This window comes from Streptosporangium sp. NPDC006013 (assembly GCF_040614275.1).
In the GTDB taxonomy this organism is placed as follows: Bacteria; Actinomycetota; Actinomycetes; order Streptosporangiales; family Streptosporangiaceae; genus Streptosporangium.
Genome location: NZ_JBEXUE010000322.1, coordinates 1 through 11,718 on the forward strand (window position 1 = coordinate 1; position 11,718 = coordinate 11,718).

An 11,718-nucleotide genomic window follows, 5' to 3' on the forward strand; every position below is an offset into this window, starting at 1 on the left:
CAGAAGGCGATCAGAACACCATCGTGAGCAGGTCGGCGAACAGCTCCTGTTCGTCGATCTCGAGCCCGCGGTTCGTGAACCACGTGGCCATGTTGGTGCCGTCTCGCGTTCCCGGGTCAGGCCGCCATCGAGAGCTCTCGCCTGGCGGTCTCCGCGGGGACGGCCGCCGCGCGGTGGCGGGGCAGGAACCACGCGACCGCGGCGATCAGGACACCGAGCAGCACGGCGATGCCGAGACTGGTCCTGAGCGTGGCCAGATCGGAGAGGAAACCGATGATCACCGGGCCCAGCAGCAGTCCCGCGTAGCCCATCGCACCGGTCTGGGCGATGGCGGGTCCCGGGGTGCCGGTCGCCTCGCCCGCCAGGGACATGGCCATCGGCGAGACCGTCGCCACGGCGACGCCCACGAACAGCATGGCCGCGAGGGCGACCGGTGCGCTGGGGGCCGTGATGACCACGCCGAAGGTCGCGGCGGTGGCCAGGCCCGAGGCGACCATCATGCCGCGGGCGCCGAAGCGGGCCCGGACCCGGTCGCCGGCCAGCCGCCCGGCCAGCATGCCCGCCTCGAAGATCGGGTAACCCAGGGCGGCCACCGCCTCCGGGGCACCCAGCGCGTCCCGCAGGTACAGGCCGTTCCAGTCGGCGACCGTGCCCTCCACCATGAACGCGCAGAAGGCGATCACGCCGAGCAGGTAGATCACCGGAGGCATCCGGCGGCGGGGCGCGGCGGGGGCGGTGCCGGAGACCACCGTCGGGTCGGGCAGGTAGGTGCGGCTGATCAGGACCGTCGCGGGGAGCGCGAGCAGGGCGATCAGCACCAGGTGGGCGGTGATCGAGAGTCCGGCCGCGATCGCCGCGGTGCCCAGCAGGCCCGCGCCGATCGCTCCGGCGCACCAGCCGGCGTGCATGCCGTTCATCAGCGGGCGGCCGTAGGCGCGCTCGACCGCCGATCCCTGCGCGTTCATCGCGACGTCCACCGCGCCGAACGCCATGCCGAACAGGCCGCTCGCGGCCACGGCCAGGGGGAACGACGGCGCCACCGCCAGCAGGGCCAGGGTGGCCGCGGTGAGGGGGGCTGCGACCCGGAGGATGCTCCGGCTGCCGAAGCGCGCCATCACGGCGCGCATCGACTGCATGGTGATGAGCGCTCCCAGCCCCCATACGAGGAGGGTGACACCGACCGACGCCTCGGACAGGCCGAGCTTGTCGGAGAGCGCCGGAATGCGCACGGTCATCGATCCACACATCAGACCGGCCAGCACGAATGTGAGAACTGCCCCGGTTCGAGCCGTTCTCAGGTCGCGGGTCATGCTCAATCCCTTCAATAAATGTTTTGACAAACCGGTGAACGGGCACACCAAAGACGGTCGCTTTCGCGCGTGCGGAAGCGACCACCAATTTGTGTGATGGGTTTTCCCTGGCCGGGCACGCGATCAGGCGCGCGGGCGAGTGAGGGGTGTCAGGGGAACCAGGAGAAGTAAGGTGTCAGGGGCCTGTCAGGGTCAGGCGGGCAGCATGGCCAGCAGACGCCGTTTCAGACTCTCGTAGTGCTCGTCGTCATAGAGATCGGGGTCGTGGCTCGCCACGTCCCACAGTCCCTCGCAGGCGAGGCGCACGATCTGCGCCGCCTCCGGGTCGGGCTCGCTGTCGAGCCCCTCGCGATGCCATCGGGCCATCGCCACCCGCAGCGGTGCCAGAAGATAGAGGTTGCCGGAGGCTCCGGTCACCACGGCCCAGCGCCGCAGCCTGCCGCTCCGCACGGCGGCGAACGTGGCCGCCAGGTAGTTCTTGGTGTAGGTGTCGTGGCCCTGGGCGGCGATGAGCTCGTCGAACTCCTCGATCAGCCGCTCGACCATGCCCTTGATCAGGGCTTCCTTGGTGCTGAAATGGTAGAGCAGGCCGCCTTTACTGCATCCGGCGCGCTCGGCGACGGTCGCCAGGGTGAGCGCCTGGGAGCCCTGGTCGGAGAGCAGATCCTCTGCCGCGTCCAACAGTTCACCCCGTCTCATGGCCGCTACTGTACCGTCTGGACGGTTTAGTGGTCAACTCCGGGGATGAGGCCCTTCCCGAGCACGGATACCCTTGGAAGGTTGACAGCGATGTGGGGAGGGGATGCGGCCGTGCAGTCCGCCTATCTCGATCACGCGGCGACCACGCCGATGCTTCCCGAGGCGATCGAGGCGATGACAGCCCAACTGGGCCAGGTCGGCAACGCGTCCTCCCTGCACGCCGCCGGCCGCCGCACCCGCCAGGTCGTGGAGGAGTCGCGGGAGGCCATCGCCGCCGCGCTCGGCGCCCGTCCCAGCGAGGTCGTCTTCACCGCGGGCGGCACCGAGGCCGACAATCTCGCCATCAAGGGCCTGTACTGGGCCCGTCGCGCCGGGGGCGCGGACAGGATCCTGATCAGCGCCGTCGAGCACCACGCCGCCCTGGACCCCGCGCACTGGCTGAGCGATCACCAGGGTGCGACCGTCGAGCTGCTCGACGTCGACGAGTTCGGCCGGGTGCATCCGCAGACCCTGCGCGAGGCCATCGAGCGCGACCCGGACAGCGTCGCGCTGGCCAGCGTCATGTGGGCCAACAACGAGGTCGGCACCCTCCAGCCCGTCCACGCGCTCGCCGAGGTGGCCCGCGAGTACGGCGTCCCCTTCCACACCGACGCGGTCCAGGCGGTCGGTCAGATCCCGGTGATCTTCGCCGACTCGGGGATCGACGCGCTGACGCTCTCCGGTCACAAGGTCGGCGGCCCGATGGGCGTCGGCGCGCTGCTGCTCGCCCGGGGTGTCGACCCGGTGCCGGTACTGCACGGTGGCGGTCAGGAGCGAGATGTCCGCTCCGGCACGCTCGACGCCCCCGCCATCGCCGGTTTCGCCACGGCCGTGCGGACCGCGGTGGCCCGGCAGGCCGAGACCTCGACCCGGCTGGCCGCGCTCCGCGACGACCTGATCCGCCGGGTCCGTGAGGCGGTGCCCGATGTGATCCTCAACGGCGACCCGGTGAACCGCCTCCCGGGCAACGCCCACTTCTCCTTCCCCGGCTGCGAGGGCGACGCGCTGCTCATGCTGCTGGACGCCAAGGGCGTGGAGTGCTCGACGGGCTCGGCCTGCTCGGCAGGTGTCGCCCAGCCGTCCCACGTCCTGCTCGCGATGGGCGCCGACGGGTTCCGGGCGCGCGGCTCGCTGCGCTTCTCCCTCGGCCACACCTCGACCGAGGCCGATGTGGACCGGCTGGCCGAGATCATCGGCCTCGCCGTCGAGCGCGCCCGCCGCGCGGGTCTGAGCTGATCCGTACGGCTCTGAGTGATCCCATACGGCCGCCGGGTACCCCGGCGCCTCCTTAAGGCCCGTGCCGGGGATTCCTAGGTCAGGAAGGGCGAGATGGCGATCCAGCCGGGGTCGCCGACCACGTCGACCCGGGGCCGCCCCTCCTCCCAGCTCACGATGAGCTCCTTGGCGTGGATGGCCGTCTCGCTCACCGGGTCGGCGTAGACGTGCAGCACCCGCTGCCCCTCGGCGCTCATGTGCGCGGCGAGCAGGGCCTGGCCGTTCAGCCTGCTGATCCGCCCGGCGAGACGCTCCTCGAAGTCGCGCAGCGCCTCCAGCGAGGGGCCGGTGGGCAGCCCTTCGGCGTCGCGGTGCGCGTACGGCAGCGTGATGGCGATGTGCTGGTCGAACAGCGGGTGGTCGACCGGGCGGAGCGGGTATCGGGCGGTGGCGATCAGGCGGGCGCCGGTGGCGGTCTCACCCTCCAGCAGCGCCCACTGCTCGTCCCGGTAGCCGGATGCCAGATCGGAGACCACGCTCGGCAGGTGCACGGCGGGCACCGCGTCGATCGGCTCGAAGGCCGCGGCGGAGATGTCACCCACCCAGCGGGCCACGTCGTCCTCGCCGAGCAGCCAGTCGAGGGCGAGCAGCGCCGCCTCGGTGCGCGTCTCGTCGTCCAGGATGGTGAAGATCGGATGGTAGGCGACCACGTCGACCCGGGGGTTGCCGTGCGGGGCGCGCAGGCCGAGCACGAGCTTGTCGAGCGCGAACTCGTAGCCGCCCACGTCGAGCGTGAGGTCCATCGCGTGCGGGTTGGCCCGCCGGGACGGGTGGAACTCCCACAGGCCGTCGGCGGGCGGCGCGGCGGCGGCCCAGCGATGCGCGATGGGGCGCAGCTCGGGGTCGCCGGCCGAGGTGACCACGAGGGCCTGGTCGGCGCTCCGGCCGGGGGCGATCTCCCACACCAGCGACGGGTGGACGACCAGCACCGCGGGCCCGATCCACTCGGCCAGCCGCTCGGCCTCGCCGGCGGCGACCATCGCGTCCAGTTCCGGTCTCGCCTCCGCCCACCACGCCCAGAACTCGCCGATACCGTCGGCAGGGTCGGCGGCGGGCTCGTTCTTCCGCCCGAACAGTCGCATGACCCCGGATTCTCCCAGCCCGACGGGGTGCCCGCCAACACGGGTACGCTCAAGGGGTTATGAGTCTTCGTGTGCTTGCCGCCATGTCCGGCGGCGTCGACTCCGCCGTGGCGGCCGCCCGCATCGCCGAGGCGGGCCATGACGTCACCGGTGTCCACCTCGCCCTCTCGGCCAACCCCCAGTCCTATCGGACCGGCGCCCGCGGGTGCTGCACGGTCGAGGACTCGCGAGACGCCCGCAGGGCCGCCGACGTGATCGGCATCCCCTTCTACGTCTGGGACATGGCCGAGCGGTTCCACCGCGACGTGGTCGAGGACTTCGTCAGCGAGTACGCCGCCGGCCGCACGCCCAACCCGTGCCTGCGCTGCAACGAGAAGATCAAGTTCGAGGCGGTGCTCGACCGCGCCCTCGCGCTGGGCTTCGACGCGGTGGCCACCGGGCACCACGCGCGTGTCACCGACGGCGTGCTGAGCCGCAGCCCCGACGAGGGCAAGGACCAGTCGTACGTGCTGGGCGTGCTCACCAGGGAGCAGCTCGGTCACGCGATCTTCCCGCTGGGCGACTCCACCAAGGCCCAGGTGCGCGAGGAGGCCGCGCGGCGCGGGCTCATGGTGGCCGACAAACCCGACAGCCACGACATCTGTTTCATTGCCGACGGCGACACCAGGGGCTTCCTCGCCGACCGTCTCGGCACGGCGCCGGGTCCGATCGTCGACGAGTCCGGCGAGGTCGTGGGCGGCCACGAGGGCGCCTACGGCTTCACGGTCGGCCAGCGCAAGGGCCTGCGCATCGACCGCCCGGCCCCCGACGGCCGCCCGCGCTACGTGCTGTCCATCGAGCCGGTCTCCAACACGGTCACGATCGGTCCGCGCTCGTCCCTGGCGGTCACGGAGATCGTCGCGGGGCGCCCGGTCTGGAACGGCCCGACCGGCGAGCCGCGTGAGCCGCTGACCTGCACGGTCCAGCTCCGCGCGCACGGCGAGGTGTACGGCTGCCGTGCCCGGCTCTCCGGCGGGGAGGTGCACATCACGCTGGATGCCCCGGCCACCGGGGTCGCGGCGGGCCAGGCCGCGGTGCTCTACCTCGGCGACACCGTGATCGGCTCGGCCACCATCGCCTCGGCCCGCTGAGCCCGTCATGCCGCCGGGCGAACACGGCCGCGTCCCCACGCCCGGTTCACGGCCCGGGCGAGCCGGTCCGGGTCAGGGCAGGGTGACCGACTCGCCGGGCTTGAGGCGGCGCATCTCGGCCTTCTGCTTCTCCGACTCCATCTCCAGCCACCTGTCGACCAGGCCGAGCCCGATGTCGTTGAGCAGGCCGTCGTGGGTGGAGAAGGCCCTGTCCGGGCGGACCTGGCGCAGGTACTCCACCATCTCCGACGCCTTCATCCACGGCGCGTTGGTCGGCACCAGGAGCGTGGGCACCTCGACGCCCGGCGGGGTGAACGCGTCCCCCGGGTAGAAGACCTCCTCGTCCACCAGGAAACCGACATTGCGCACGATCGGCTGGTCCGGGTGGTTGGGGGCGTGCCACTCGCCGACGACCCGCACTCCGAAGCCGGCCGTGTCGAACGTGTCGCCGTGCCGTACCACCTGGATCTTCGCGGGGACGTCGGTCAGCGTGGCGGCCACGCCCTCGTTGGTCCAGATCTCCAGGGAGGGGTTGGCCTCGGCCGCCCGGCGCAGCCGGTCGGTGTCCACATGGTCGAAGTGCTCGTGGGTGATGAGCACGGTCTGGGCCCCGTCGAGCGCGGACTCCTCGCTGAAGGAGCCCGGGTCGATCACGAGAGCGGAGTCGTCCTTCTCCAGGCGGACACAGGCGTGTCCGAATTTCGTGAGTCTCATTCCCACACCCTAAAGGGCGCGCCGAATCATGATCCGCAGTGGGGCGGGGGTGTCCGATCTTCACTGGGCCGTCCCGCGGCGGCGGGTGTCAGTACGGTTTGTATCCGCCGCCACCGCTGAGGGAGGCGATGCCGGGATGACCGTCCAGGGAGCCGTAACGGCTGATGGTGTAGCGGACACCGGCCATGATGTTGTGCACCGGGTTCCAGATGTCGTTGTAGATGTCGTTGTGGCTGGGCTGTTTGTGCGCCTGGAACGTGGGGTCGATCGTCTGCATGAGTCCCTTGGACGGGATGCCGGCGGCGGCGTTGGAGTCCCAGTTGTTGATCGCCTGCGGGTTGCCGCCCGACTCGTGGAAGATGATCGTCCAGATCTTGTCGATGGTCGCCGGATCGTCCGGGTTCACGGCCACGCCGTTGTCCCGCAGGATCGTGAGTGCCTCCCGGATCCACTCCACGACCTCCTTCTTCGGCGCGGGGGCCCCGCCGCCGCCGCCCGGCGACGTGCCGCTGTGCCCGACCGGGCTGTGGCCGCCCTCGGAACCGTAGCCGCCCTCGGAGCCGTTGCCGCCGAAGCCGCCGAGAGCGCGGATTCCGGTCGGCGGCTGGTAGCCGGGGGTCCGTTCCCAGCCGGAGGTGGGTATGGAGGCGTCGCTGCCCGGTGACCTGATGAGGGAGAAGTGGGCCAGCTCGTCTTCCGTGTGTTTCTCAAGGGTGGTCGTGGCCAGGGTCACGGCGTCGCCGGCGGGTCCGATCGCGCTGCGAGCGTCGGAGATTGCCGTCTCGACCCACGGTCCGAAATCCTGGTCGAGGTCTCGCTGCTCCCTGTCGGGGTTGTTCCTGCGGTGGGTCTCCACCCGGTTGAGGAGGTTGCCGCAGATGTTGTCGACCGTCGAGCTCGCCTCCTCCAATCTCGCGGCGACCACGTCGAGGGAGCCGGCGCAGCTCACCAGCGCGTCGCGGAATCCGTCGCAGGCCCGGTCGTACGTCCGCATGTAGCCCCTGAAGGTGTCCGCGGAGGCGCCCTGCCAGGCGTTGTCCACGTCGATCACCGTGGTGTTCAGGCCGCTCACGAGCTCGTTCGCCGCGTTCGCCGTCGTTCGCCAGCGGGTCGCGACCTTGCGGATCGACGCCGGGGCGCCGGCGACCTGCCTCCTGAGGCCGACGAGCTCATCGCCGCGTGGCAGCCCCGAAAGAGCCGCCGCGATACCGTCCGGGGCGGCCACTATCGTCTGGCCTCGCTGGCGTTGTTCGCCCCGCGGACGTTGTCCTGCACCGTCTCCAGAGCGCGCTCGACGCCTCTGAGCTTCTCCCTGACCTGCTGGAGCTCCTCGTCGATGAACCCCTCAAGGCTGTCGACGAGCCCGGCGAGCCTGGTGGAAGCGGTGAGACCTCCGTAGTCGGAGGTGTTGGACGGCGGGGCCGGGTGATCGTCACTGAGCTCGTCGCGGACCTGGTTGGCCAGCTTCCCCACCTTCGTACGGCACCGTTCGAGCGCCTGAAAGTGAAGGTCGATGCCTGCCACGCGGCCGCCCCCTTCCGGGCTCGCCCTGAGCCGATCAAGGTGGAGCATAACGGACAGGGGTTACACGGGACCCGCGCCGTCGGCGCCCCGGTAGGTGTAACTGTTGATCATCAGACCCACTCCGGAGCCTGACAGGTCCACCTGCAGCGCCTCCAGGATCTGGGTGGTCTCTCGGAAGAAGTCCTGGTAGCCCTCGGCGAGTTCCTCCGACCCCTGAGGGACCAGGCCGAAGCAGCTCGACGTGGGGGCGGCGTTGATTTTGAACATTTCCAGGGGGGCTTTCAGGGCGTCCCCGGCGTCCTTCAGGTCGTTCCCGCTCTTGGTCAGCCCGGCAGAGGTGTATCCGAACCCCTGCTCGTCCGCTTGACCCATGCCGGCCTCCTCGCGCACCGTGGCCGGGAGACGCACAAGGGCCCGGTGCCTCGTGTTGACGACTGTTGATCAAGAGTTTACATATGGTCGGCCTTTTTTGTACTTTTTCAGAGGAGCAGGCGATCTTTTGGGTCTGCGAGGTATTTGGCTGGTAGTGGGTTGTATGTCCGACACGGCCTGTGTGGCCTACCCGTCCGAGGGGGGCAGCAGGGCGGTCTGGATGAGGCGGGCGCCGGACTTCCTGTCGACGTGGTATCCCCGGCCCGCCGGAAGCGGATGGGGGCGCACATTGCCGAACAGGGAGCCCTCGTCCTTGTTGCCGGAGAGGATGACGGCGGGGCTGGCCATGTCCTTGACCCGCTGGATGACCGGGTCGAACATCGCCCGGCCGATGCCGCCCATCGCGCGTGACATGACCAGGTGCAGTCCGATGTCGCGGGCCTGCGGCAGCAGGTCCACCAGTGGCAGCAGCGGGTTCGACGAGGTCGCGACGAGATCGTAGTCGTCGACGACGATGTAGAGGTCACAGCCCTTCCACCAGTCCCTGGCCCGGAGCTGGTCGGGGGTGAGGTTCGCCGGGGGCAGCCGTTTGAGCAGCGCGCCACGCGCGTCGTTGATCAGTTCGAGGGCGGCCGCGCCGGAGGCGGCGTAGCCGATGCGGTGCTCGGTGGCGGCGGAGTCCAGCAGCGACCGCCGGTAGTCGACAACGATCATCATGGCCTCCTGCGGAGTGCGCCGGGCGGCCAGGCCCTCGGTGACGAGCCGCAGCAGGTTGGACTTCCCGCTCTCGGTGTCGCCCACCACGATGAAGTGCGGGTCCGTCTCGAAGTCGAGCATGACGGGCGAGAGGGTGGCCTCGTCGATGCCGATCGGGATGCGGCCCGGCCCGCTCTGGGCGACGTCGGGCAGCGTCCCGGCGGGCAGTATCGACGGCAGCAGCCGCACGGGCGGTGCGGAGGCACCCTTCCAGGCGCTCTTGACGGCCGAGACGAGTCCGCGCACCCCCGCCGACAGGTCCTCGGCGTTCCGGACGCCGTCGATCCTGGGGAGCGCGGACAGGAAGTGCATGCCCTCCTTGGTGAGCCCGCGTCCCGGTACGCCCGCCGGCACGGCCAGCGATGACTTCCGGTTGATCTCGGACTCGTAGGCGTCGCCGAGCTTGAGCTCCACCCGGGTGCCGAACAGGTCGCGGATGCCGGGCCGGAACTCCGACCACTTGTTGGTCGCGGCCACGACGTGGATGCCGTAGCCGAGACCGCGCGCGGCCAGATCGGTGATCACGGGTTCGATCGTCTCGAACTCCTGCCGGACGGTCAGCCAGCCGTCGACCACGAGGAAGACGTCTCCCCAGCCGTCGCCCTCGATCGTCCCGTCGGCGAGCCGCCGCCGGTAGGTGGTGATCGAGTCGATGCCCTGTTCGGCGAAGTCGCGCTCTCGCCGCTGGAGGAGGACGGCGATCTCGGCGACCGTACGGCGGACGCGGTCACCGTCGAGACGGCTGGCGATCCCGCCCACGTGGGGCAGCCCCTCCAGCGAGGCGAGTGAGCCGCCGCCGAAGTCCAGGCAGTAGAACTGCACCTCGCGGGGTGTGTGGGTGAGCGCCATGCTGGTGATCAGCGTGCGGAGCACCGTGCTCTTGCCGCTCTGGGTTCCGCCCGCGACGCCGACGTGACCGGTCGCACCCGCCAGGTCCAGCCAGAACGGGTCGCTTCGCTGCTCGAACGGTCTGTCGATGATGCCCACGACGGCGTGCAACCGGCCCCGGCCCACCCACCCGGCCGTGGTGAGGCCGTGTTCCGGTGTGACCGACAACGGCGGGAGCAGATGGGCGACGGTCGGGGGCTCGTTCAGCGGAGGCAGCCAGATGCGGTGGGCGGGCGGGCCCTGGCCGGCCAGCCGGCCGACCACGATGTCCAGCAGGCTGCTCCTGTTGTTGTCCACCTGTTCGTCCGACTCCGGCTCCTCCACGACGGGCAGCGGGACGAATGCCGGGCCGTACTCCACCACCTGCCGGATCGATCCCCGCCCGTCCGGTGTCGTGGCGTGGCGCGGGTCCACCTGGTGGGAGCCGGACACATAGGCGGCTTTGAAGCGGGTCATTCCGGTGGTGTCGAACTTGAGGTAGGCATTGCCCGGGGCGGACGGCAACTCGTAGGCGTCGGCGACCCCCAGCACGACCCGGCTCTCCATCGCCGAGAACGTGCGCAGGCCCACCCGGTAGGACAGATGGGTGTCCAGGCCGCGCAGCCGCCCTTCCTCCAGCCGCTGTGAGGCCAGCAGCAGATGCACGCCAAGGGAGCGGCCAAGCCGCCCGATCATCACGAACAGCTCGATGAACTCGGACTTGGCCGCGAGCAGCTCGCTGAACTCGTCGATGACGACGAACAGCGTGGGCATCGGCGCCAGGTCCGCGCCCTGTTCGCGAGCGCGCTCGTAGTCGCGCAGCGAGGCGTAGTTGCCGGAGGCGCGGAGCAACTCCTGGCGGCGGACCATCTCGCCGTGCAGGGCGTCGTACATGCGGTCGACGAGGGGGAGCTCGTCCTCGAGGTTGGTGATGACCGCCGAGACGTGAGAGAGGCCGTCGAGGCCGAGGAAGGTGGCACCGCCCTTGAAATCGACCAGGACGAAGTTCAGGATCTCCGAGGAGTGGGTGACCGCCAGGCCGAGCACCAGGGTGCGCAGCAGCTCGCTCTTGCCCGAGCCGGTGGCGCCGATGACCAGCCCGTGCGGGCCCATCCCACCCTGCGCCGACTCCTTGATGTCGAGTTCGACCACCCGGCCGTCGGAGCCGAGGCCGATCGGCACCCGTAGCCGGTTGCGTCCGGCTCTGGGCCGCCAGGTCACCGCGGGGTCGAGACGGGTCGGATCGCCGACGCCGAGCAGATCGGTCAGCGAGGTGTCCACCGAGAGCACGTCCTGCGGCTCCCCGCCCTTGGCGGTCGAGGCGCGCAGCGGCGCGAGCTGCCTGGCCAGTCCCTCGGCCCTGAGGAAGTCCATCCGGTCGGGATCGCCGAGGCGGGTCGAGTTCTCCTTGCCCGCGTGGTCGATCTTGACCATGAAGAAGCCCTCCGGCTGGACGTCCAGCCGGAGCGTGTTCTTCTCCTCGATCGGCGCCGTCGAACCGGACAGGTCGATCACGGTGACACCCTGGATGGCGTCGCCGCCCAGCTGGGAGTCGTGCGGCACGTGCCCGCCGTCGATGATCAGCACGTGGTACGGCAGGGCATCGGAGGAGGCTCCCGGGTTGAACCGGGCCCGCTCCCTCAACTCGCCGCCGACCAGCTTGTCGAGCTCACCGAGATCGTTGGTCATGAGCCGGACCGGGCCCGCGGCGTCATGCTCCTCCGGGTGCAGCGCGTGGGGCAGCCACTTGACCCAGTCCCACTGCGACATCCATTCCTCGCCCGCGCACACCATGATCCGCATGTCGTCGGGAGAGTGGAACACGGCGATCTGCGCGATCATCGCGCGCACGATCTCGTGTACGGACGCCACGTCGCCGGTCAGCCTGATCCGTGCGAAGGAGTGCAGGGCCACGGCGACCGGCAGCCGGGAGACGGTCGAGTGCGCCCG

The 11,718-nt window shown here is 70.3% G+C and carries 10 protein-coding genes; 2 read left to right on the forward strand and 8 right to left on the reverse strand.

The features are described from left to right. Window positions 1-116: 116 nt before the first annotated feature. Window positions 117-1,310, reverse strand: a complete 1,194-nt coding sequence (locus ABZ260_RS35320; protein WP_355626338.1) for an MFS transporter — start codon at window positions 1,308-1,310, stop codon at window positions 117-119. A 192-nt stretch (window positions 1,311-1,502) separates the two neighbouring features. Beyond that, on the reverse strand, window positions 1,503-2,009 hold the full coding sequence (locus ABZ260_RS35325) for a TetR/AcrR family transcriptional regulator (protein WP_350914633.1): 507 nt from the start codon (window positions 2,007-2,009) through the stop codon (window positions 1,503-1,505). Between the two features lie 90 nt (window positions 2,010-2,099). Between ABZ260_RS35325 and ABZ260_RS35330 the strand changes: the two genes are divergently transcribed. Next, window positions 2,100-3,284, forward strand: coding sequence for a cysteine desulfurase family protein (locus ABZ260_RS35330; RefSeq protein ID WP_355626353.1), 1,185 nt, complete (start codon window positions 2,100-2,102; stop codon window positions 3,282-3,284). Between the two features lie 74 nt (window positions 3,285-3,358). On the opposite strand, the gene ABZ260_RS35335 is transcribed toward ABZ260_RS35330, so the two are convergent. Next, complete coding sequence (locus ABZ260_RS35335) at window positions 3,359-4,405, reverse strand: DUF695 domain-containing protein (protein WP_350956615.1); 1,047 nt, start codon at window positions 4,403-4,405, stop codon at window positions 3,359-3,361. Window positions 4,406-4,464: 59 nt separating this feature from the next. Here ABZ260_RS35335 and mnmA point away from each other — a divergent pair, with 59 nt between their 5' ends. Then, entirely contained in the window at window positions 4,465-5,535 is a 1,071-nt protein-coding gene (gene mnmA / locus ABZ260_RS35340; protein ID WP_355626341.1) for a tRNA 2-thiouridine(34) synthase MnmA, read from the forward strand. Window positions 5,536-5,607: 72 nt separating this feature from the next. Here mnmA and ABZ260_RS35345 read toward each other — a convergent pair whose 3' ends face one another. From ABZ260_RS35345 to eccCb, 5 genes are all read right to left on the reverse strand, one after another. Further along, window positions 5,608-6,249 (reverse strand): MBL fold metallo-hydrolase, encoded by a 642-nt coding sequence (locus ABZ260_RS35345; protein WP_355626343.1) that lies wholly within the window; start codon window positions 6,247-6,249, stop codon window positions 5,608-5,610. An 88-nt stretch (window positions 6,250-6,337) separates the two neighbouring features. Continuing rightward, a complete protein-coding gene (locus ABZ260_RS35350) occupies window positions 6,338-7,474 on the reverse strand; it encodes a transglycosylase SLT domain-containing protein (protein ID WP_355626345.1) in 1,137 nt (378 codons plus the stop codon). Then, complete coding sequence (locus tag ABZ260_RS35355; protein ID WP_355626347.1) at window positions 7,474-7,773, reverse strand: hypothetical protein; 300 nt, start codon at window positions 7,771-7,773, stop codon at window positions 7,474-7,476. The genes ABZ260_RS35350 and ABZ260_RS35355 overlap by 1 nt, the downstream gene beginning before the upstream one ends. Before the next feature lie 60 nt (window positions 7,774-7,833). Then, window positions 7,834-8,145: a hypothetical protein gene (locus tag ABZ260_RS35360; RefSeq protein ID WP_355626349.1), complete on the reverse strand. Its 312-nt coding sequence runs from the start codon at window positions 8,143-8,145 to the stop codon at window positions 7,834-7,836. A 186-nt stretch (window positions 8,146-8,331) separates the two neighbouring features. Beyond that, the coding region (eccCb, locus tag ABZ260_RS35365) for a type VII secretion protein EccCb (protein ID WP_355626351.1) at window positions 8,332-11,718 on the reverse strand (3,387 nt) is incomplete at its 5' end.

Bases quoted from the DNA above. Each gene is read 5' to 3' on its own strand.
- ABZ260_RS35320 (WP_355626338.1), bottom strand. From the start codon at position 1,310: ATGACCCGCGACCTGAGAACGGCTCGAACCGGGGCAGTTCTCACATTC.
- ABZ260_RS35325 (WP_350914633.1), bottom strand. From the start codon at position 2,009: ATGAGACGGGGTGAACTGTTGGACGCGGCAGAGGATCTGCTCTCCGAC.
- ABZ260_RS35330 (WP_355626353.1), top strand. From the start codon at position 2,100: ATGTGGGGAGGGGATGCGGCCGTGCAGTCCGCCTATCTCGATCACGCG.
- ABZ260_RS35335 (WP_350956615.1), bottom strand. From the start codon at position 4,405: ATGCGACTGTTCGGGCGGAAGAACGAGCCCGCCGCCGACCCTGCCGAC.
- mnmA (WP_355626341.1), top strand. From the start codon at position 4,465: ATGAGTCTTCGTGTGCTTGCCGCCATGTCCGGCGGCGTCGACTCCGCC.
- ABZ260_RS35345 (WP_355626343.1), bottom strand. From the start codon at position 6,249: ATGAGACTCACGAAATTCGGACACGCCTGTGTCCGCCTGGAGAAGGAC.
- ABZ260_RS35360 (WP_355626349.1), bottom strand. From the start codon at position 8,145: ATGGGTCAAGCGGACGAGCAGGGGTTCGGATACACCTCTGCCGGGCTG.